Origin of the sequence: Neptunicoccus cionae (genome assembly GCF_002860325.1) — a bacterium.
Taxonomy (GTDB): domain Bacteria; phylum Pseudomonadota; class Alphaproteobacteria; order Rhodobacterales; family Rhodobacteraceae; genus Amylibacter; species Amylibacter lutimaris.
The window spans coordinates 152638-174814 of the sequence record NZ_PKOJ01000006.1; the positions used below are offsets into that span (position 1 = coordinate 152638).

The window sequence follows — 22177 nt, forward strand, 5'->3', positions numbered from 1 at the left end:
TTATCAGACCAATTTGTAACAGGATTATATATCCAGCGCGGGCAATCCAGACAAAAGTTTAAGCCCTGACTGAATATCGTCGGGCTTCGCACTGCCAAATCCAAGCACAAGGGCATTCTGCTCAACAGGGGCGAGACAATAGCGCGACAGCGGGGCTGTGATGACGTTGCGTTCAGCGGCCTGAGCGACCAGTCGGGCTGTATCCACGCGCGGGTCGAGATAGGCTGTCGTGTGAAATCCGCTGCGGGTCGGCTGGATCTTAATTGACGGCGGCAGCGCCTGAGCGGCCTGCATCAGCACATCATATCGGGCCTTGTATAGCCTTCGCATCATGCGGATGTGAGTAGCGAACTGGCCCTCGTCCATGAAATCCGAAACAACCGCTTGCGTTGCCGTGGACGGGCCGCTGATCCAGCTTGTGAACACCCGATCGAACACCGGCACCAGACTGTCGGGCGACAGAATAAAACCCAGCCGGATAGAGGGGAACAGGGTTTTGGAGAACGTCCCCACATAGATCACACGGTCCTGCGTATCTATGCTTTTCAGCGCAGGTTGCACCCGTTCCGAGAAATGGAACTCGCCGTCATAATCATCCTCGACAATCATCGCATTGGCGGCCCGCGCCGCATCCAGCAGCGCCAGACGCCGCTGAAGGGACATGACATGGCCAAGGGGCTGCTGGTGGGAGGGTGTGACAAAAGCTAGCCGGAAATCCGGCGCAAATTGTAAACCCTGCTCCACATCCAGCCCGTCCCCGTCTACCGGCACCGGCACCAGTTGCGCCCCGTTCGCCACCAGTGCATTGCCTGCACCAATGGCACCCGGGTTTTCGTACCAGACACGATCACCACTATTCAGCAGAACACGCCCGAGGATCGAAAACGCCTGTTGCGCCCCGCCGGTAATGAAAATTTGCTCCGGTCTGCACTTGATCCCGCGCGCCGCGTTAAGGTGGCTGGCGATAGACCGGCGCAACCGATCCAGCCCCTGTGGCGGGCCATAGCCCATGATTTCGTCCCGATTACCCCGCAGGTGGCGTGCCGATATCCGCGCCCAATGGGCCATTGGAAACGCCTCCAGCGCGGGGAGTGCGGTAATGAAAGCCTGACTTTTATGAGGAAGCCGCTGGCGTGGAGCAAAATTGTCCAGCGCCACGGAAAAGCGCTGTGATAGTATTGGTTCGGCCAAAACATCCTGAGGCGCATCCGGCCGATCCGCTCCGGTTAGCGGCTGGGCAAGCACGTCGCTCACATAGGTTCCTGCGCCCACGCGGGACACCAGCATCCCTTCGGACACCAGCCGGTCTATGGCGTCAATCACCGTAGTACGCGAGACACCGATCTCTTTGGCCAGCGTACGGCTGGCCGGAAGCCGCCTGCCCGCGCCAAGACCACCCGTCAGTATAATCTCGCGCAGGGCCATATAAAGCTGCACACTAATCTTGCGGTCCGATCCCCGTTCGATCCGGATGGAGGAGAGCAAGGCTCCGGCCTGTTGCTTCACTGTGCACCCCCTTATTGGACCGCTACTATTGTCGGAATGGACCTACTGTAAGGTCCAATTTCTTTTATGGTCAACGCCAAAGATTTCAGACCTGCCCAGCCTACCGGAGCCTCCCTTATGAAGATCAAATCCATCGAAACCTTCAGCACGGAATTCGTCAGCTTTACCCGTGTGACGACTGACACAGGTGCGCAGGGCTGGGGTCAGGTCGCGCCTTATTATGCGGATATCACAGCACAAGTGCTGCACCGGCAGGTGGCACCCTATGCGCTGGGCAAGGATGCCTATGACGTTGATGGCATTCTGGATTTCGTGCGGGACCGCGAACATAAATTTCCCGGTTCCTACCTGCGCCGCGCCATGGGCGGGCTGGATACAGCACTTTGGGATTTACGCGGCAAGGTCGAGGGCAAACCGGTTTGCACCCTATTGGGCGGCAGCCCTGGTGAATTCCGCGCCTACGGGTCGTCCATGAAGCGGGATATAACACCCAAGGATGAGGCAGACCGGCTGGTCCGGCTGCGCGATGAAAAGGGCTTTGACGCCTTCAAATTCCGCATTGGCGCGGAAGTGGGCCGCGACCGCGACGAATGGGACGGCCGCACCGAAGAAATCGTCCCCACCATGCGCCGCGCCATGGGCGATGATGTGGCGCTGCTGGTTGATGCCAATTCCTGCTATTCCCCAAAGCGGGCGATTGAGGTTGGCAAGATTCTGATCGACAACGGAATTTCCCATTACGAGGAACCCTGCCCCTATTGGGAATTTGCGCAGACCAAGGAAGTGACCGACGCGCTGGATCTGGACATCACAGGGGGGGAGCAGGACTGTATGATGGCCAACTGGCAGCAGATGATTGACGGGCGGATCGTGGATATTGTGCAGCCGGATGTGCTCTACCTCGGTGGTATGTCCCGCACGATGCGGGTTGCAAAAATGGCTGCGGATGCGGGGATTCCGGTCACCCCTCATGCGGCCAACCTGTCGCTGGTCACGCTGTTCACCATGCACCTGTTGCGGGCCATTCCCAATGCGGGCAAATATCTGGAGTTTTCCATCGAGGGGCTGGACTACTACCCGTGGCAGGACAAGCTGTTCACCCACGATCCCTATGAGATCCGAGATGGCAAGGCCACTGTGACAGACGCGCCCGGATGGGGAATCGAGATCAATCCCGAATGGCTCTACAAGGCAGAGTATCGCAAGTCCGAACTGGAGGGATGAGGCAAGGTATCCTGAGTTTCATTCCCACGGCGGAACGTAAAAAGACGTCTTGATCTGATCCATCACCACTGTGGTTTTGAACCCTTTGATGTCCGGATTGTCATAAAGAAACGTGCGGGTGAAGCCTTCGTACTCCTTGATGTCCCTTGCGCTGATGATCAGCACAAAATCGCTGTCGCCGGTGACGTAATAGGCGCTCATCACGATGGGTTCCGCCCGCACGGCCTTTTTGAAATGGTCGATAATGTCAGAGCGGTCCCTTTCAAGCTGCACCGAGACAATCATAGTTAGCGTGCGCCCCACTTCGGCGCCGGAAATGATCGAGATATCGCCCTTGATCACCTTTTCCTTGCGCAGCCGGTTCAACCGGCGCTGGGCAGAGGTCGGGGACAGGCCGATCCGCTCGGCAAGCTGAGTCGAGGTAAGCTGGTTGTTCTGCTGCACCTCATGCAGAATTTTGCGATCAAAATCATCCAATGCGGGGGGTTTGGCAGCCATTCGATCAATCCTTGCATAAATTAGGCGCAAACGTAACAGATTTGCATCGTTTCGTCACGGCTCGTTGATATGCTGCGCGCAACACACAAGAAAGGGCGTAACTATGCTGAACAATGACCAACTGGCCGAATGGGATCGCGAGAATTTCTTCCATCCCTCCACACATCTGGCGCAACATGCGCGGGGGGAAACCCCGACACGGGTTATCAGCAGCGGTGACGGCGTCCATATCACCGATCGCGATGGTCGTCGGATGCTGGATGCTTTTGCCGGGCTTTACTGCGTGAATGTTGGCTACGGGCGCACTGAAATTGCCGAGGCGATTGCCAAACAAGCCCATGAACTGGCCTATTACCATTCCTATGTGGGCCACGGCACCGAAGCCTCGATCACACTGGCCAAGATGATTCTGGACCGCGCTCCAGACAATATGTCGAAAGTCTATTTCGGGCAAAGCGGTTCTGATGCGAACGAGACCAACATCAAACTGGTCTGGTATTACAACAATATCCTTGGTCGCCCTGAAAAGAAAAAGATCATTTCGCGCTGGCGCGGTTATCACGGCTCCGGCCTGATGACAGGCTCGCTGACGGGGCTGGAACTGTTCCACAATAAATTCGACCTGCCCCTGTCCCAAGTCATCCACACAGAGGCGCCCTATTATCTGCGCCGCAAGGATACCGCGATGACACCGGCAGAGTTTGCGGCTGATTGCGCTGCTAAACTGGAAGAGCTGATCCTTGCCGAAGGCCCAGACACCGTCGCCGCCTTTATCGGTGAGCCTGTGCTTGGCACCGGCGGCATCGTACCCCCGCCCGAAGGCTACTGGGAGGCGATTCAGGCTGTTCTGAAGAAATACGACATTCTGTTGATCGCGGACGAAGTCGTCACCGGCTTCGGGCGTCTTGGCAGCATGTTCGGGTCGGACCACTACGGGATTGAAGCAGATATCATCACCATCGCCAAAGGTCTGACATCGGCCTATGCGCCGCTGTCCGGTTCGATAGTGTCGGACAAAGTCTGGAAAGTGCTGGAAAACGGCACCGACGAAAACGGACCTATCGGCCACGGCTGGACCTATTCCGCCCACCCGATTGGTGCGGCTGCCGGTGTGGCCAACCTCAAACTGATCGACGAACTGGGTCTGGTGGAGAATTCAGGCAAAACCGGCCCTTATTTGAAGAAAGCGCTAAGCGACGCACTGGCGGATCACCCTAATGTAGCTGAAGTGCGCGGCGAAGGTCTTATGTGCGCCGTCGAATTCGCCGACACAAAAGAACCGCTCGGATTTTTTGACGCCTCCCGCAAGATCGGACCGTCGATTTCCGCCGCTATGGCCAGCCGCGATGTGATTGCCCGAGCCATGCCGCAGGGCGACATCATCGGCTTTGCTCCGCCGCTGTGCATCACGCAGGCTGAAGTGGATCATGTGGTCGGTGTCACAGTGGAAGCCGTTAAGGAAGTTCTGGGGTAACCTATCTTTCAATAGCTTTTGGAAAGGCGCAGCGGTTCATCCGTCTGCGCCTTTTTCAATTGAAGGTTCGAAGCAAAAACGCAGTGCCCACCCAGAAACAACCCTTCGCGCGCCCAACGAATCGACAAAAATGCAATAACACCTTTGCAAAATTCGCCAGAGCACGAACCTGCAATCCCGCATAAACTCTCTTCTGTAGGGACGTATCAGCTCGGTTTTATAGCCACTTTATGCAAGTGCACTGGTAAACAGTTGCATTCGTGCGGATTATCGCCTTACGACAGGAACGCAACGACAGGCGACAGGGATATACGCGTGAAATTACTGGTTGGGAAACATGCCGGACGAAATTCGGTCTTCGCAGTGAATGATATAGCCGCAACCAACCTATCCTTATTATCCAGCGAAGTCGGCTCAGACCTGAGATCCCTTCTGACCAATCCAGAACTGCTTTCTGACCTGTCGGTTCGCATCGCGGCTTCAGATAAGATCGCAATCGGTGACATCATACCAGCCCTGCCTATTGAACGGCCGGGCAAAACGATTTGTTTGGGGCTGAACTACGCCGATCACGTAAAAGAGGGTGGCCATGACATGCCAAGTTACCCTGCCCTTTTCATGCGTGGTCTGGAATCGCTTATGCCCTCCGGTGCGCCGATGGTTCGGCCCAAAAGCTCTAACAAACTCGACTATGAAGCAGAGTTGATGGTCATCATTGGCAATGGCGGGCGCCGTATCCCGCCGGACCAAGCGCTCGACCACGTATTCGGTTATACGGTGTTCAACGACGGATCGGTACGGGATTACCAGCGAAAGACACCGCAGTGGACGCCGGGTAAAAACTTCGACAGCACCGGCGCTGTCGGCCCATATGTGGTGACACCCGACGATCTGCCCGCCGGAGCCATCGGGCTGAAAATCCAGTCCCGCGTCGGCACGGAAATTTTGCAAAGCGCAAATACAGCCGACATGATGTGGCCGGTGAACAAAACCATTGCTACGATTTCCGAGTTTGCAACGCTCAACCCCGGCGACATGATCGCCATGGGTACACCGCCCGGTGTCGGCCATGCCCGCACGCCGCCCCGTTTTCTCAGACCAGGCGAGGTTATCGAGGTGGAAATAGAAGGCATCGGCATCTGCTCCAATCCGGTTGTAGACGAAGAATAGCCCTTCACTTTTTTAGAATACTTCGGAACCCTCCCGCGCTGGAATCTTGTTGTGATCCTATAATCACTTCAAAGGAGGGAATAATGAAGGACACCAAACACCAAAGCGGCTATGGCCGTTTCTTCGCCATGGTCGGCACGTCTACTGTTATCATGTTCGGGCTGATGTATCTGAACACCTATGCGGCGGATCACGTATTTTTCAGCGAAACACGGTTTTATATGACCTTTATCATGGGTGCAGTCATGGCGGTTGTCATGCTGACGTTCATGCTCGGAATGTATCAGAATAAAGCCGTGAACACAGCGATTTACGTGGGATCTGCGCTTGTCTTTGCCATCGCCCTCTGGCTCGTCCGTTCTCAGGAAACCGTGCAGGATGTGAGCTGGATGAAAGCCATGATCCCCCACCACTCGATTGCAATTCTCACCAGCGAACGGGCGGAAATCAGCGATCCCCGTGTCAAGGAACTGGCAAATTCCATTATCGAGGCCCAACGGCGTGAAATCGGAGAGATGAAAGCCCTCATCGAGGATCTGGAGTCCCGTTAAAACGGGAGCCAGAAAAATGGTGGGCGACCCTGGAATCGAACCAGGCATGAGTCGCCTCGGCGGAGTTACAGTCCGCTGCCGCACCTTGCAGCACGTCGCCCAACGCCGCCCGATTTAGCGGGGGTGTCGGGTGGCGTCAACCACTATTCTGCATCAATCTTGCATCTTGTTCTTCCCCAGCCCCTTGCAGTGGCTTCTGGCATCTGCGACACGGGATAAACACGACAGCAAGGGCGCAGGATTATGGCCAGAAAACCCAAGAAACCCACGTGGGTTGTTGAAAAAGAGCGGGAAAAACGCGGTGAAACGCCTGTGACAGTTTGGTTGTTCGGCCTTCATGCAGTGCGCGATGCGCTAATGAACCCTGCCCGTGTCAAACACCGGCTGATCCTGACACCCAATGCGCAAGCCAAGCTGGAAGATGCAATTGCCGCTGCCAGTATCGAACCCGAAGTACAGGACCCGCGCAAATTTTCTGCGCCGCTTGATGCACAATCCGTGCATCAGGGGGCGGCGCTGGAAGTGGACCCGCTGGTCTGGGGAAGCCTGTCCGAACGCTGCGCGCCGCGCGGCGAAAACCCTGTGGTGTTGCTGCTGGACCGCGTAAGCGATCCCCATAACATCGGCGCGATCCTACGGTCAGCCGAAGTTTTCGGCGCCCGCGCTGTTATCGCTCCGCACCGCCATTCTGCGCCCGAAACAGGTGCGCTTGCAAAAACCGCTTCCGGTGCGCTGGAACGCCAGCCCTATTTACGGGTCCAAAATCTGGCCACCTCTATGAAGGCCCTTAAAGAAATGGGCTATTTCATCATTGGTCTTGATGGTCTCGGGGACGCAGATCTGGCAGAAGAACTAACGAAGTCAGCAAAGATGCCAGTGGCTCTCGCGCTTGGGGCAGAAGGTCCGGGCCTGCGACAACTTACCCGTGAAAGCTGTGATATCATTGCGAAAATCCGCTTTGCGGGCGGTTTCGGCTCGCTCAATGTGTCAAATGCGGCGGCTGTCGGGCTCTATGAAGCGGCCCGCCTGCGGTAACATTCCGCTCACGCAGACACGAGCAGGAATAACGCGCACTCAATTCGCCGTGTAAGCAGTAGAGCGGTCGCGATTTAGCCGCTAGCCTCACTCCCAGATCAAACTTTGGGAGACCCGCATGACACTTAACCGACGCGCGATTCTAGCGCTCGTCTCTGCCAGCGCCGTGACGCTGGTTGCGCCGATGGCCGCCGCCAAGAGCCCTCCGGTCTATACCGAAGACACCGTCGCCATAGATGGAACGGATACCGTCGCCTACTTCAGCGAGGGCAAACCGGTTGCCGGCTCGCGCGACCATTCGGTGGACTGGAACGGCTCGACATGGCTGTTTGCAAACGCGGGGAACGCCGCTGCTTTCGCCGCTGATCCGGAAAAATACGCCCCGCAATATGGCGGATATTGTGCTTTCGCTATGGCAAACGGTTATGTAGCCCCGACCGAACCTGATGCCTGGTCCATTGTCGACGGAAAACTGTACCTGAACTTCAATCTGAGTGTGCGGAGCAAATGGCAAACAGACATCCCGGGCAATATAAAGAAGGCTGACGCACACTGGCCGGCCCCGTTGGAAAACTGAAGCCTTGCGCCCCGCCGTTACGGTCCACTTTTCCCTTTAAAAGCTGGTCCGTGCCGGGGCGTGTGACCACGACGTGATCACAATTTTATTACAAAACCTTAACTCCGGGAAAAACAGCTCTAAGTACTCAATCACTGGACGGGTTGATTGGAACTCCCCGTCTCTGACTACTGTCCCTCGTTCCACACCTTGCGCCTGAAGCATTTTTGTTTCGGGCGCTTTTTTTGAGCTGGCAAGCAAGACGCCCTGCCCTGTCGTTTTTGAGGTAGAGCCCGACAGGTGCTGGCGTTATGATCTTCTGTATGAGCGAAACCTATTCTGACGAACTGTTGCGCAGCGTGCTGAAGCGCACAAAAACGATCGCCTGTATTGGCGTGTCCACCAATCCTGTCCGCCCTTCCCACTATGTGGCGCGGTATATGGGATTGCGGGGATATCGGGTCATTCCGGTCAATCCCGTTTATGCCGGTCAGGAACTCTTCGGAGAAACAGTAAGGGGCGATCTGTCGGAACTGAAGGACGACTCTGTAGATATGGTTGATATCTTCCGCCGATCCGAAGCTGTGCCGCCAATTGTCGAGGAAAGCCTCTCTCTGCTTTCCGGATTGCAAACCATCTGGATGCAAATCGGAGTTCGCCACGCCGATGCAGCCTCTCGGGCCGAAGCAGCGGGAGTTACTGTGATCCAGAACCGCTGTCCCAAGATCGAATATCAACGACTTTTCGGAGAATTGCGCAAAGGCGGTTTTAACACGGGAATCATTTCTTCGCGGTTGTGAACAGTCGTATATTAGGCATACTCTGCGCCAAATTGTTCGATTACGGAGGAAACAATGACAGACGGCCCCAACTACGGTTTTGACACCCTGCAAGTGCACGCAGGTGCGCGCCCCGATCCAGCCACCGGCGCGCGGCAAACGCCGATCTATCAAAGCACGTCATACGTGTTTCGCGATGCCGATCACGCCGCCGCGCTGTTTAACCTACAGGAAGTAGGGTATATCTACTCGCGTCTGACCAACCCGACTGTGGCAGTTCTTCAGGAACGCATTGCGACCCTTGAAGGCGGTGTCGGGGCTGTGTGTTGTTCTTCCGGTCACGCGGCGCAAATCATGGCGCTGTTCCCGCTTATGGGGCCGGGTTGCAATGTTGTCGTGTCCACCCGTCTTTACGGTGGTTCGATCACCCAGTTTAGCCAGACCATCAAGCGTTTCGGCTGGTCCGCGAAATTTGTAGACCTTGATGACACGGATGCGGTTGCAGGGGCGATCGACGAAAACACCCGCGCGGTGTTCTGTGAAAGCATCTCCAACCCGGGCGGCTATGTGACCGACATTCCGGCGATTGCCGCGATTGCGGACAAAGCCGGCTTGCCCCTTATCGTGGACAATACTGCGGCAACCCCTTACCTCTGCCGCCCGATCGAAATGGGCGCGACACTGGTTGTTCACTCCACGACCAAATACCTGACTGGCTCCGGTACGGTAACAGGCGGTTGCGTTGTCGACAGCGGCAAGTTTGACTGGTCCCAAAACGATAAATTCCCGTCGCTTAGTGCACCGGAACCTGCCTACCACGGGCTGAAATTCCACGAAACCTTCGGCGAACTGGCCTTCACATTCCACGGCATCGCCATTGGCCTGCGGGATCTGGGCATGACAATGAACCCGCAAGGGGCGCATTATACACTGCTTGGTATTGAAACCCTGTCCCTGCGCATGGAACGCCATGTGGAGAATGCCAAAAAGGTTGCGGAATGGCTCGAAAAGGATGACCGGATTGAATCCGTGACCTATGCTGGTCTGGATTCGTCACCTTACGCGGATCGGGCGGGCAAACTGTACCCCAAAGGCGCAGGTGCCCTTTTCACCTGTGCGGTAAAAGGCGGCTACGAGTCCTGCATCAAGCTGGTAGACAGTCTGGAAATCTTCAGCCACGTGGCCAACCTTGGCGATACACGTTCATTGATCATCCACCCTGCCTCCACAACACACCGTCAGCTGACCGAAGAACAGCAAAAAGCTGCCGGAGCAGCGCCGGACACGGTACGCCTTTCCATCGGTATCGAAACTGTAGAGGATTTGATCAACGATCTCGATCAGGCCCTGAGCAAGGCAACTGCCTGACACTTGAACGGCGCCCGCCCTGTGCGGGCGTCCTTTCCAATTCTGCCTGAACAAGACCCCGCATTTATTATGTGACCAGCGCCAAAGCGTCACGCCTGCTTGAATTTTAAACCTTTCGATACGAAATCAATTTAAAGAACGAACCGCCGGATACAGACTCGCCTCTGCGTGATCCGGTTCTGCGGGTTTGATGCACCGGACCACCTGATCGGGCGGAATATTCCAATTCCGGCAAAAATCTGCTACACTAAGGGCTTAGCCCACCAAAACTGTAGCAATAGATGCCTTTGGTGGTATATCCGCGCTGTGGATAGAGAGAACTTTATGATGATGGGTGAAACCAAACCGAATTTTGCGCTCGATTTGTCGAATGAAGGCGTCGCTCTGTGGCACCGTGGCAGCGGTGGCGGTTGGACCGTGCTTGGACATGTGCCGCTGGAAGCTCCCGACCTCTCTGCGCAGGTTCGCGAGATGCGCGACTCAGTGATCGCAAACGGACCGGGCACCGCGAAAATGCGGCGCACAGTGGTGCGTGTACCCCGCTCCGAAGTGATGCTGTCCAAGGTCAGCCTTGGTGTATTCGAAGACGAAGCCGCCGAACGCCACGGGCTGCGCCAGATCGAAAAAATCTCTCCTCTGCCGATGGATGAAATCGTTTTTGATATGGGCGAAAAAGGCTTTGGCAACATGGCCCCTGTCGGGATCGTGGCCCGCCAGACGCTGCTTGAAGCAGAGACATTTGCAAAGACCCATGGGTTTGACACGCTCTATTTCACCACGGAATACACCGAACGGGAATTCCCCCGCGAACCCCGTTTTGTTCTGAAAGAACAAGCGACTGCCGCTAAACCGCTGTGGTTTGTTCCTTGGGTTGCCGCGGCGTCCGTCGGGCTGGCAATCGGGTATTTCGGATATTCGCAGATGACATCGGATGCCAGCGGATATGACGCGCCGCCGGCGGTGGCCGTTGTGGAACAACCCACTGGCACCCAAGCTATCGGTGACACCGGTGCGCAAACAGCAGCTCTGTCTTCCGGTGTGGAAACTGCCCCTGTAGCAGAGGCAATTGCAGAGTCCGCCGAAGAAGAAACCGCGGCGGAAGAGGTCGCTCTTGCCGAACCCGAAGTGCAGGACGTTTCGAACGAAGAAGATCAGGCAAGCCAGCTTGCCCTTCAGGAAATCGCGCCCAATCTGCCCTTGGTCCGGATCGCCCTGAACGCGCCAGTTGCAACAACCTATCCGGCCCTTGCGACCAAACCTGTGCCTCGCAACTCGGGCGCAGACCGTCCCTTTATTATTCGCCTGCAATCCGAAGAATCAGTCTCTCCGGTTGTCGTAAAGGATTCGGAACTGGTTAAAACCAGCACGCTGCAAATTGCCGAAGCGCGCCGCGATCTTCCCGAAGTTGCGGTTAATGATGAAATTGTCGAGATCATCCAAACCGATATGGCTCTGGCGCCTTACGCGCCGACAGAACCAGAGGCCCCCGTCCGCCTTGCAGCGCTGACTTTGCCGAGCCAGTCTTTCGATCCGATCCTGCTGGGCGACCTGCCTGCGACAGATCGAGATGCTTCTCCTCTGCCCGAAACCGCATTGGAACCGGCAGAACGTCCGGTACGCCCGCCATCGCCCATCACAGCAGAACCTGGCACCCTTACACCGACAGAGGAAGGGACACCCGGACCGGATTACATCGTAATTTACGCCGGCAAACCGTCGCAAACACCGCCCGACCGCCCTGGTTCAGCGATCCCTGCTGATCCACTGGCCGGTTTCTCGCCGCGCCTGCGCCCCGAGTCACTTGTAGTGCCTGAAACAGCAGCGGAAGAACCCCCAGCCGAGGCTTTGCTGTCTGAAAATACGGTGCCTGAAGAAACCGTACCGCAAACCATTCTGGAACTTGCCGATCCGGCGCTGCGGCCGCTTCGGGCGCGGGTGCGCCCGTCTGATCTGGACGTGCCAGCGCCCGGTCCGGCCTTTGGCCCGCCAACCATCGCGCAACTGGCTGATCCGGCTCTGCGCCCTCTGCGCGCGAAATTGCGCCCACAGACGCTGAACGTACCAGAGCAGATCGTGGCAGTTGAAACACCTGCGGCCGATCCGTCAGGGACAGAGGCCGAGGCACTGGAAGTCGCAGCCGCGGAAATCGCCACCGAAGCGAATGTGGACGCGGAAACCGCCGCCATCGCCCAAACCGAGGCGCAAGAAGCCATAGAAAGCGCTACTTCTCTCGCGCTGGCCAATCCGGCATTACGTCCGCAGGACCGTCCCACAGATCTGGCCGAGGATCTGGAGGTTGCAACCCCTCCAGCGCAAGAGGAAACCGAAGAAGCTGTAGAGAGTACCCAGGAGCCGGAAGCCCCGTCCCTGATCGCTCTGGCCGATCCGGCCCTCGCAGGTTTGAAAGCCCGCAACCGCCCGACAAACCTGCGTGTCCTGACACCGTTCGAGATGGACGGGCTTGTGGCTTTGGCCGATCCGGCGCTGGCAGGAAAAAAATCGCGCAGCCGTCCGAACAGCTTGCGGGTCATCGCACCAGAGCCGGAACCCGAAGCAGAAATCCTTGTAGCCTCCACCCAGCCGCAAAATACGATTGCAAGCGCTTCCCGTTTCGCTATCGAGGAAAGCCCCCAACCCAAAGCGCGCCCTGCCCGTCTGGAACGTGTAGTGAAACGCGTCACAGCGGAGCCCAGCGACACCGGTGGCACAACCAGAACCACAGCGAAAACGCCTAAAGCTGCCGTTGGCACGGTGAAAGCGCCGCCTGCGCCGACCGCAACCAGTGTTGCGAATGCAGCTACTGAACGCTCCAAGTTCCGCACCTCCCGCCTGAGCCTTGTAGGTGTCTTCGGCACCCCAAGTGCGCGACGGGCGCTCGTGCGCACCTCAACCGGACGATACGTGAAGGTAAAAGCAGGCGACAGCCTTGGCGGTTGGCGCGTCTCTGCCATCGGGGAAGACAGCCTGCGGATCAAAAGAGGCAGCCGCGATCAGGTGCTTAAGATCCCATAAGGGCCGGGTTTAAAAAGCTGAAATAAAGAAAGCCGCAGGAACATAGGTTCCGGCAGCTTTTTTGTTGGCAGTTCTAATGGCTTAAAAGGATCAGGTCAGCATCACCGCTGCCAATCCGAGGAAAGCGAAAAAGCCGACCACATCTGTAACCGTTGTCACAAACGCACCCGATGCCAGCGCGGGGTCGATTTTCAGTTTGGTCAGCGTAATCGGGATCAGAATACCGGCCATACCGGCAATCAGCAGGTTTGCGATCATTGCCAGTCCCAACACCACACCCAACATGGGCGAACCGAACCAGACCACGCCGACAGCACCGATAATCACGGCAAAGACCAGACCATTCAGCAAGCCGACCATGACCTCTCGACGGATCACCCGCATGGCGTTGGATGCGGTCAAATCCTTCGTGGCCAGCGCCCGCACGGCAACGGTCAGGGTTTGCGTCCCCGCATTCCCGCCCATTGAGGCAACAATCGGCATCAGGACCGCCAGGGCAACGATCGCCTCAATCGTGTCGGAGAATTGTGAAATCACCATAGAGGCAAGAACCGCGGTAATCAGGTTTACCCCGAGCCATGGAAACCGCTGGCGTGTGGTATCGAGTATACTGTCCGTCAGGCTTTCGTCGCCAACACCGTTCAGAAGCCGAAGGTCTTCTTCCGCTTCCTCGTCCAGCACCAGCATCGCGTCATCAATGGTGATGACACCCACCAGACGCCCCCTCTCATCCACTACAGGCGCGGAAACCATATGGTACTGGTTAAAGGCATAGGCCACGTCTTCCTGCGATTGTGTGACGGGAATGACGTGGAAATGCTCGTCCATGATGGTCGCAAGCATCGTTTCCCGGGGGCTCGACATAAGATCTGACAGGGCCACCTTACCGATGGGTTGCATCTTGGGATCAACGATCACCACAACATAAAACCGGTAGGGCAGATCGGTTTCACTGCGCAGGTGGTCAATGGCATCCCCGACGGTCCAATGGGCTGGCGCCATGACCAGTTCCCGCTGCATCAGACGGCCGGCACTTTCCTCGGGGTATTGCAGCGATTGTTCAACCGCGACACGGTCTGTCTGATCAAGCGCCTCAAGGATGCGGTTTTGCTGGGGTTCTTCCAGATCTTCGACCAGATCAACCACGTCATCGGATTCAAGATCTTTCAGGGCCGAGCTCATCACCTCGGGCGGCAGGGTTTCGATCAAATCGGCCCGCAGGTTTTCATCAAGTTCAGACAGCACATCGCCGTCAAACTCTGTCCCCCAAAGAAGCAGAAGGCTTTCCCGCTCTGCACTGGAAATCTGTTCAAGAACGTCCGCAATATCCGCAGAATGAAGCGGCTCCAGAACCTCGATCAGGCGGGGCTGGTCCCCCGCTTCCACAGCGTCAAGTATGGCATCAATGGCAACTGTGTCGAGCGTATAGGCCCCGTCACCGGAATCAGGGTCCTTGTAGGCGTCTTCCGGTGTGATCTGGTCCTGCATTCTTGCCCCCTGCTTTTGTCTTTCTTCTACCCGTTCGCCCAAAGTGCAACAACCGCAATTCTGGTGAAACCTGCGGTTTGCCTGATCGGGAAATCCCGTCTACTGTAAAGTCTGCTTCCGATCTATTCTATTGGCGTAACACTAAATTATGACAGAACAAAAACCGCAAAAACTCCAGTTTAAAACCCTGTCCGACTTGCGGGACGGTGCAATTGCCCGCCACCAGAAAGGCGACCGCGCCACCGCACGGGATCTGTATCGCGCCTATCTCGCACGCGCGCCTAAAGACGGCGCAATCTGGTCCAATCTCGGTGCCCTGTTCCGTAGCGAAAAGAACTATCCTCTGGCTGTTGTTTGCCAACAGAAAGCGCTTCAGATCGATCCCGAGAATGACAGCGTTCTAAATAACGCTGCCAATGCGCTTTTCGATGCAGGCGAGCCGGAACAAGCGCTTGAACTGCGGCGCAAGGCACTGGCCAAAAATCCGTCCAACCCTGAAAACTGGTCATCTCTGGGCAAATACCTGCGCGCTCTTGGCCGGCACACAGAAGCAAAGGAACAGTTACAAAAGGCGATTGCGTCCCATCCTGATGATCCGGAACTGCACATCCAACTTTCCTTCGCGCTGCTCGCGCTTGGAGACTACCCCAACGGGTTTGCCGAATTTGACTGGCGCTGGAAAGGGGATGAAATTTCCTTGCCCGATATGCCGATGCCAAAGTGGAGCGGAGAGGATCTGGCGGGAAAAACACTTTTGGTGACGCCCGAACAGGGTTTTGGCGATACGATCCTGATGGCGCGGTTCCTGAAGGGTGTGGCCGACATGGGGGCAGAGGTGCGCCTTTCCGTGAAACAACCGCTACACCGTGTGTTTGAAGGCTTGGCCGGAATGTCCCGTTTTGCACTCACCACTGCCGACCTTGAAGGCTGTGACTTCTGGGCGCCAATGATGGACCTGCCGCGCTATCTTGGGACAACGATTGACACGCTCCCTGCCCCGACAAGGCTCTCGGTCCCGAAGGATTCGAAAGAACGGGCCGAAGCCCTGCTCGCCCCGTTCGAAAACGATTTCAAGGTTGGTGTGCTCTGGTCCGGTTCCGTGACCTATCGCGCCAATCACAAACGCTCTTTCAGCCACCAGCAGTTCCTGCAACTGGCGGATATACCCAACCTGCAGATGTTCTCGCTTTACAAGGGGCCGCTGACCCAAGCCTACCACGCGGATGGCACGTCTTGTGTGATACTGGACGCGGCAGGAAACGATCGCGATTTTGCCGACAGTGCTGCCCTCATCCAGCAACTTGACCTTGTGATCACCATGGACAGTGCCATAGCCCATGTGGCGGGGTCGCTTGGCGCGAAGGTCTGGAACCTGTTGCATTCCGAAGCCTACTGGCTTTATGAACCCTATCAGGACCACACTCCGTGGTATCCCTCTATGCGGTTGATCCGGCAAGATAAATCAGGCGATTGGGACAGTGTATTTGCAAAACTCCGAACGGAGCTGGAAGAATTGGTAAACCAACATGGATGAAATACTGACCCCTATCTCTCCGGGGGAATTACTGGACAAGCTGACAATTCTGGCGATTAAGCTGGACAAGATCGAAGACCCCGAAAAGCTTGCCAATGTGAAGATCGAACACGCGGCCCTGTTTGCCGTAGCGAACAAACACATCCCCAAGACCGAAGAAATAACCGTCCTCAACCACCGTCTGCTGAATGTGAACCGCGAACTGTGGGACATCGAAGATGCCATCCGCGACTGCGAGCGTGCGAGCGACTTCGGGGAAGAATTTATCCGTCTGGCCCGCGCTGTTTACGTAACCAACGACAAACGCGCAGAGTATAAAAAGCAGATTAATCTGGTTCTCGGCTCCCATATCGTCGAAGAAAAATCCTATGCCGACTACTGATCTGATCCTTGGTCAAACCCTTGGCTTTACCGGCGATCCGTTCCGCGAAGGACCGGAAGCGGCCCGTCACATCCGGCGCGGGGCTGTGGCGGTGCAAGACGGGAAGATCGTTCACGTGGGGGACGCAGGTACCCTGCGTGCCAGCTATCCGCAGGCGCGGTTGACGGATAAAGGCGATGCCCTGCTGATGGCAGGCTTTGTGGACAGTCATGTGCATTACCCGCAGACCGGCATCGTTGCCAGTTGGGGAAAGCGGCTGATCGACTGGCTGAACACCTATACCTTTCCGGAAGAAACGCGCTTTAAGAATGCAGACTACGCCAATGAAATTGCAGAACTATATTGCGATCTGGCACTTTCCAACGGCACCACAACTGCGGCCAGCTACTGCACCATCCATCCTGAAAGCGTGGACGCCTATTTCACGGCGGCGCAGAAACGCGGGATGCGGATGCTCGGGGGGAAAACCTGCATGGACCGCAACGCGCCGGACGGTTTGCGCGACACGGTGCAATCCGCCTATGATGACAGCAAGGCGCTGCTGGAACGATGGCACGGGGTGGATCGCCTCGGCTATGTTATCACGCCCCGGTTTGCCCCGACGTCGACTGCTGACCAGCTTTCCGCATTGGGTGCACTTTGGGCGGAACACCCCGATTGCCTGATGCAGACCCATCTGTCCGAACAGCACGAGGAAATCGCTTGGGTCAAAGACCTGTTTCCCGATGCGCGGGATTACCTTGATGTGTACGAACAGCACGGGCTGGTGGGCAAAGGCGCGGTCATGGGTCATGCGATCCACCTCACCCCGCGCGAGATTGACCGTATGGCCGAACAGGGTGTCAGCATCGGCCATTGTCCCAGCTCCAACACCTTTATCGGATCCGGCCTGTGTGATGTAAGCGGCCTGCACCAACGGGGGATTCCGGTGGGGCTGGCAACGGACACGGGGGGCGGTTCTTCCTTTTCCATGCTGCGCACCATGGCCTCTGCCTATGAGGTAGGCCAGTTGCGCGGCACGCCGTTGCATCCCGCACAGCTGCTTTATCTGGCCACTGTCGGATCAAGCAAAGCCTTAGGGCTGCAGGATAAAATCGGAAATCTCGCCACAGGGATGGAGGCTGATCTGATCGCGATTGATCTGGCCTCTACCCCTGCGATTGCGCAGCGCAGCAAACGGGCGGAGGACATCTGGGAAGCCGTCTTCCCCACCATCATGATGGGCGACGACCGCGCCATTTCCGGTGTCTGGGTCAACGGCAAAGTGGTGCGCTGAATTTAACCCGCCAGACGTGCCGCGAGACGGTTCTGACGGGTGATCACTTCACGCAGGTCCACGTTAACCATCTGCCCACCATGCACCACCGCGCGCCCCTCAACATAAAGGTCGCGCACGTTGTGGGGTCCGGTCAGCACCAGTGCTGCCACCGGATCCCAGTTCCCTGCAGCCGCAAGGCCCGACATGTCCCAAATGGCAAAATCCGCCCGTTTGCCCACCTCAAGCGATCCACAGTCAGAGCGCCCCAGAACCTGCGCCCCGCCCAGCGTGGCAATCTCCAAAGCTTCCCGCGCGGCCATGGCGTCAGCGCCGTTCTGCACCCGCTGCAACAACATCGCCTGCCGCGCCTCATCCAGCAGGTGACCCGCATCATTGGAGGCCGATCCGTCCACGCCAAGCCCGACCCGCACGCCTGCATCCCGCATCTGGCGCACGGGCGCGATGCCGGAACCAAGGCGGCAGTTGGAACACGGGCAATGGGCGACGCACGTTCCGGTTTTTGCAAATAAATCAATCTCTTGCGCGTCCAACTTCACACAGTGCGCGTGCCAGACATCGGTTCCGGTCCAGCCCATGTCTTGCGCGTATTGCCCCGGACGGCAGCCGAATTTTTCCTGACTATAGGCAATATCCTCGTCGTTTTCCGCCAGATGGGTGTGCAGCATCACCCCCTTGTCCCGCGCCAGTGCTGCGCTGTCTTTCATAAGGCCGGTACTGACCGAAAACGGTGAACATGGCGCCATGACAATGCGCAACATCGCGCCGTCTTCCGGATCGTGATAGCGGTCGGCCACGCGGATACAATCGTTCAGAATATCAGCTTCCCGCTCCACCAGATGATCGGGCGGCAGGCCACCGTCGCTCTCCCCGATGCTCATGGAACCACGGGCTGCGTGGAACCGCACACCAATGCTGCGGGCCGCCTCTATCGCGTCATCCAGACTGGAGCCGTTGGGGAAAATATACTGGTGATCGGAACTGAGAGTACAGCCCGACAGCGCCAGTTCTGCCAGCCCCACCTGCGCTGACGTGAACATCTCTTCTGGCCCCATCCGTGCCCAGATCGGGTAAAGCGTTTGCAGCCAGCCGAACAACAGCGCGTCCTGTCCGCCGGGCACGGCCCGTGTCAGTGTCTGGAACAGATGGTGATGGGTGTTCACCAGACCGGGGGTTACAACGCAGCCCTGCGCGTTCACGGTTTGCGGGCCCGAAAGATTATTGCCAATCTCGGCAATCACCCCGTTTTCCACCGCCATATCAACGCCCGTCCGTTCGGACCTTGCGGCATTCATAGTGACCAGATGGCCGATATTTTTGATAACAAGACGTGTCATGTCTAACTCTCCAATCCAAAGTAAAGCCAGCGGCTTGTGCCGCTGGCATGATTGAAAAGTCGGGAAATTGGAGTTATCGGCGCTTGGGCTCAGTCCGCGTAGAACGCATCCCCGAAGCCGGCACCCCGTGCAGAGCGCAGCGCGGATTGCATTTGCGCTTCGCTGCTGAACGGCCCCAACAGAACAACTTTCAAATTCTTTCCGTTGCGCGCGATGGTACGGGTACCAACCGGTAGACCGCCTGCCTGAAACCGCGAAATCGTGCGGCGCGCGTTGGTTGCATCGCCGAATGTTCCAACCTGAACATAGCGCTTGCCTGCACTACGCGCCTTTGGTTTCGGCTGTGTATAGGATTTCGACGATTTGATCGCCTTCACGGTGGAACCGGCAACCGCTACCTGACGCACACGGACCTTCTTTTGCACCAGACGGCGGGGAACCGTGTTGGTCCAAACCATTTCCATCTGCGCATCGCCACGGGCCGTTACATCGGGATCAATGATCGTGCCAACGGTTTGCAACCCGTGAACTGGGTCAACAACTTGGGCTCGTGTCACCTTACGCACAGGTTTCGCCGGCTTTTTGTAAACGCTGGCATTGGCCGCCGCCGCCGCTTGGAGGCGGCGTTGCTGTTGCTGGCGTACCAGATCACCCGGATGCACCTTTTGTGCCGGAGGCGGTGTATAAGTCGTAGCAACCCGCTGTACAGGAACGGTAGTCACACGCGCGGTTTGAACCGGAGCAGTCACCACAGCCGTGTTCGCGGAAGGAGTTTGCGCCTTCAAACCGGCATTTTCAGCCCGCTCCCGACCGGAACGTACCAGATCCCCGGGGTGAACCGCTTGTGGTCCCCGCCGTGCCAGATTGGTCCGTGTCATTGCAGGGGTTGCGACCGCCACTTTTGCAGGACGGGGCTGAACGGCAGCCACTTTGCGCGTTGGTTTAGGCTTGGCTTGTGGCGCGGGTTTTGCGGCTGCAACCTTTTTCGGTGCAATCTTGACAACCTTCGGGGCCGGTTTTGCCGCGGTAGTTTCCGGCAGCGAAAGATCTACAACCTTATTGTCGGTTTGCACGACCGGTGCCTGTTTGAGAGCGGCAAGCTGGCTGCCAGACAGCGAAGGCCGGTTGTTTGGCGAACAGTAAACATTTCGCTTACGATTGACGCGGGGCACCCAGGTGACCCGTCCGCCAAATCCGGCGCGAATAAACACACAGCCACGGCTGTCTACATATTGTTTTCCGGTGAATGTTTGGGGGGGATTTTCGGCGGGTGCCGTGATCTTGCGCAAGGACTGGGCCTCGGCCGGATCGGAAAGTGTGAAGACAACCGCAAATCCGGTTGCCATGCCTGCCGCCATTCTGATTATATCACGCATCTCAAGCCCTTTTGGATACATTTTTTTTACCTGCCTTTTTTGCAGTAACCGTGCCTTTTTTAAGACACAATGTAAAGTAATTTTGCCCGATTGTCGCTATATTTCGTGGTAATTTCGTGCGCGACCCCACGGTTTTGGGGTCTCACCTAGAGGCATGCACTTGAAGTCTGAGGCCCAACTCCCTTTGATCCATGCCTTTTACCTCCCTCGGAAGGGACGCATGAAGGATGGAAAGATCCAAGCCATCGAAGCTAGCTTTTCGACCAGCTTTCCAGCTTGCGGTAAAGAGTCGATGGAGACACACCAAGGTGTGCCGCCGCACGGGGAATGGAGCCCTGATAGTGACGGATGGTCACTTCGATAACGGATTTTTCAATCTCTGCCAGCGTAAGCCCATCCCGGATCAACGCGCGAAGCGCTGCTTCGTAAACGTCGGTCTGGTTTTGTGGTCCGGCCGCCGCTTCCTGCTGACTGCGGGCAAAAGCTTTCTGGTCTTGGCGGAATGCTTTCATGAAGCTGCGGGGCAGATGGGCCGGTGTTACCTCGCCAGACGGGGCAGAGTCTGCAAGGCTGCGCAGAAGCTTCAGCAGTTCGGCTTGGTGTCCCGGCCAGCTGTATTGCTCGAACATATCGCAAACGTCGGGCCCGAGCACGCAATTGCCACGTCCGATAACACGGCAGTAGGCGCTGAACAGCTCTTGTGCCATAACCCGCACCGAAAAACGTCCATCCGTTAATCCCGGAAGCGCCAGAGAAGCCACGGACAGACGGTAGTAAAGATCCTCGCGCAAACGGCCTGCGGACATGGCTGCTTCGGGCTGCAAGGAAGTTCCGCAAATCACCCGAATATCCGGCCTGTGGGCCATCTCATCTGCATCTTTGACCAGTCCGGTCTGCAAGAACCACAAAAGCTGTGTCTGTATTCTGAGAGGAAGATCACAAATGTCATTCAGAAAGACGGTTCCCCCAGACTGCAACAGATCCTTGGGAAGGTAATCAATAAATTCTCCGGCCCTGCCCTTCTGGCACTCCAGCACAGTGAAAACACCGTCGCGTAAAGAAGATTTGGTGTGAATCAGGCGCGCGCAAGCCTCTTTCATAACGCCCTTTGGACCGGTAATCAGAACCGCTGCCAGCGATGGCGCGATCTTCGTGATAAACTTGTGAACAGCGCTGTCCATGTCCAGATAACCGCGCGCAAGTCGGGAGGGTTCTGCAGCAGGGTTGCCGGCCTCTGGCACTTTGGCCGCATTATTTACAAAATGCACCAGTCGCTGGCTGTCAAATGGTTTGACGATAAAGTCAAACGCACCAAGCTTCATCGCATCCGCAGCCTGCTTCATGGAACCGCTTGCGGTGGTAACGATAATCCGTGTCTCCGGACGCGCACCCAACATGCCGCCAATCACAGGCTTCACCCCGTGCTCTGAAATCAGCAAATCGACAATGACAATCGCATGGCCGCTGGTGGCAAACAGTTCTGCCGCTTTGGGCAAACTATGGGCCAGATCGACGGCATAACCGTGCTGCTCCAATTGTCGGGCGCAAGAACTGAGAAGTTGCTCCCTGCCCTCAACAATGAGAATCCGGCCCGTCACAGGTTACTCCGGC

Annotated in this window: 18 protein-coding genes and 1 tRNA gene; 12 read left to right on the forward strand and 7 right to left on the reverse strand. The window is 56.9% G+C overall.

The features are described from left to right. Positions 1-24 precede the first annotated feature (24 nt). Positions 25-1506: a PLP-dependent aminotransferase family protein gene (locus tag C0U40_RS14605; RefSeq protein WP_101656545.1), complete on the reverse strand. Its 1482-nt coding sequence runs from the start codon at positions 1504-1506 to the stop codon at positions 25-27. Between the two features lie 117 nt (positions 1507-1623). On the opposite strand from C0U40_RS14605, the gene C0U40_RS14610 reads away from it, so the two are divergent. After that, positions 1624-2730: a mandelate racemase/muconate lactonizing enzyme family protein gene (locus tag C0U40_RS14610; protein WP_101656546.1), complete on the forward strand. Its 1107-nt coding sequence runs from the start codon at positions 1624-1626 to the stop codon at positions 2728-2730. 18 nt (positions 2731-2748) lie between these two features. On the opposite strand, the gene C0U40_RS14615 is transcribed toward C0U40_RS14610, so the two are convergent. Next, positions 2749-3228 carry an Lrp/AsnC family transcriptional regulator gene (locus tag C0U40_RS14615; RefSeq protein ID WP_101656547.1) on the reverse strand — a complete coding sequence of 160 codons (480 nt, stop codon included), beginning with the start codon at positions 3226-3228 and terminating at the stop codon, positions 2749-2751. A gap of 103 nt (positions 3229-3331) precedes the next feature. Here C0U40_RS14615 and C0U40_RS14620 point away from each other — a divergent pair, with 103 nt between their 5' ends. The 3 genes from C0U40_RS14620 to C0U40_RS14630 all read left to right on the forward strand — a co-directional run bounded on the left by C0U40_RS14620 (position 3332) and on the right by C0U40_RS14630 (position 6423). Then, positions 3332-4702 (forward strand): aspartate aminotransferase family protein, encoded by a 1371-nt coding sequence (locus C0U40_RS14620; RefSeq protein WP_101656548.1) that lies wholly within the window; start codon positions 3332-3334, stop codon positions 4700-4702. 315 nt (positions 4703-5017) lie between these two features. Further along, complete coding sequence (locus C0U40_RS14625; RefSeq protein WP_101656549.1) at positions 5018-5872, forward strand: fumarylacetoacetate hydrolase family protein; 855 nt, start codon at positions 5018-5020, stop codon at positions 5870-5872. 83 nt (positions 5873-5955) lie between these two features. Continuing rightward, entirely contained in the window at positions 5956-6423 is a 468-nt protein-coding gene (locus C0U40_RS14630; protein ID WP_101656550.1) for a DUF305 domain-containing protein, read from the forward strand. Between the two features lie 17 nt (positions 6424-6440). Here C0U40_RS14630 and C0U40_RS14635 read toward each other — a convergent pair. After that, a tRNA-Tyr gene (locus C0U40_RS14635) sits at positions 6441-6524 on the reverse strand. A 142-nt stretch (positions 6525-6666) separates the two neighbouring features. Between C0U40_RS14635 and rlmB the strand changes: the two genes are divergently transcribed. The 5 genes from rlmB (at position 6667) to C0U40_RS14660 (ending at position 13173) form a co-directional block, all read left to right on the forward strand. Continuing rightward, on the forward strand, positions 6667-7458 hold the full coding sequence (rlmB, locus tag C0U40_RS14640) for a 23S rRNA (guanosine(2251)-2'-O)-methyltransferase RlmB (protein ID WP_101656551.1): 792 nt from the start codon (positions 6667-6669) through the stop codon (positions 7456-7458). A gap of 118 nt (positions 7459-7576) precedes the next feature. Next, positions 7577-8035, forward strand: a complete 459-nt coding sequence (locus C0U40_RS14645) for a YHS domain-containing (seleno)protein (protein ID WP_101656552.1) — start codon at positions 7577-7579, stop codon at positions 8033-8035. Between the two features lie 302 nt (positions 8036-8337). Then, positions 8338-8814 carry a CoA-binding protein gene (locus C0U40_RS14650; RefSeq protein ID WP_101656663.1) on the forward strand — a complete coding sequence of 159 codons (477 nt, stop codon included), beginning with the start codon at positions 8338-8340 and terminating at the stop codon, positions 8812-8814. A 54-nt stretch (positions 8815-8868) separates the two neighbouring features. After that, complete coding sequence (locus C0U40_RS14655) at positions 8869-10161, forward strand: O-acetylhomoserine aminocarboxypropyltransferase/cysteine synthase family protein (RefSeq protein WP_101656553.1); 1293 nt, start codon at positions 8869-8871, stop codon at positions 10159-10161. Between the two features lie 324 nt (positions 10162-10485). Then, on the forward strand, positions 10486-13173 hold the full coding sequence (locus C0U40_RS14660; RefSeq protein WP_145991945.1) for a hypothetical protein: 2688 nt from the start codon (positions 10486-10488) through the stop codon (positions 13171-13173). 90 nt (positions 13174-13263) lie between these two features. On the opposite strand, the gene mgtE is transcribed toward C0U40_RS14660, so the two are convergent. After that, positions 13264-14661, reverse strand: a complete 1398-nt coding sequence (gene mgtE / locus C0U40_RS14665; RefSeq protein WP_101656555.1) for a magnesium transporter — start codon at positions 14659-14661, stop codon at positions 13264-13266. 148 nt (positions 14662-14809) lie between these two features. Here mgtE and C0U40_RS14670 point away from each other — a divergent pair, with 148 nt between their 5' ends. The 3 genes from C0U40_RS14670 to guaD are packed head-to-tail and all read left to right on the forward strand — an operon-like array spanning position 14810 to position 17853. Beyond that, positions 14810-16195, forward strand: a complete 1386-nt coding sequence (locus tag C0U40_RS14670) for a tetratricopeptide repeat protein (protein WP_101656556.1) — start codon at positions 14810-14812, stop codon at positions 16193-16195. Beyond that, positions 16188-16577, forward strand: a complete 390-nt coding sequence (locus C0U40_RS14675; protein WP_101656557.1) for a DUF6165 family protein — start codon at positions 16188-16190, stop codon at positions 16575-16577. Before C0U40_RS14670 ends, C0U40_RS14675 begins: the two co-directional genes overlap by 8 nt. Next, positions 16564-17853 carry a guanine deaminase gene (guaD, locus tag C0U40_RS14680; RefSeq protein WP_101656558.1) on the forward strand — a complete coding sequence of 430 codons (1290 nt, stop codon included), beginning with the start codon at positions 16564-16566 and terminating at the stop codon, positions 17851-17853. The genes C0U40_RS14675 and guaD overlap by 14 nt, the downstream gene beginning before the upstream one ends. A gap of 2 nt (positions 17854-17855) precedes the next feature. On the opposite strand, the gene C0U40_RS14685 is transcribed toward guaD, so the two are convergent. The 3 genes from C0U40_RS14685 to C0U40_RS14695 all read right to left on the reverse strand — a co-directional run bounded on the left by C0U40_RS14685 (position 17856) and on the right by C0U40_RS14695 (position 22164). Then, on the reverse strand, positions 17856-19190 hold the full coding sequence (locus tag C0U40_RS14685) for an 8-oxoguanine deaminase (protein ID WP_101656559.1): 1335 nt from the start codon (positions 19188-19190) through the stop codon (positions 17856-17858). A gap of 89 nt (positions 19191-19279) precedes the next feature. After that, positions 19280-20566 carry an SPOR domain-containing protein gene (locus C0U40_RS14690; RefSeq protein WP_180957714.1) on the reverse strand — a complete coding sequence of 429 codons (1287 nt, stop codon included), beginning with the start codon at positions 20564-20566 and terminating at the stop codon, positions 19280-19282. A gap of 251 nt (positions 20567-20817) precedes the next feature. Beyond that, positions 20818-22164, reverse strand: a complete 1347-nt coding sequence (locus C0U40_RS14695; RefSeq protein ID WP_101656561.1) for a sigma-54-dependent transcriptional regulator — start codon at positions 22162-22164, stop codon at positions 20818-20820. Between the last annotated feature and the right edge of the window lie 13 nt (positions 22165-22177).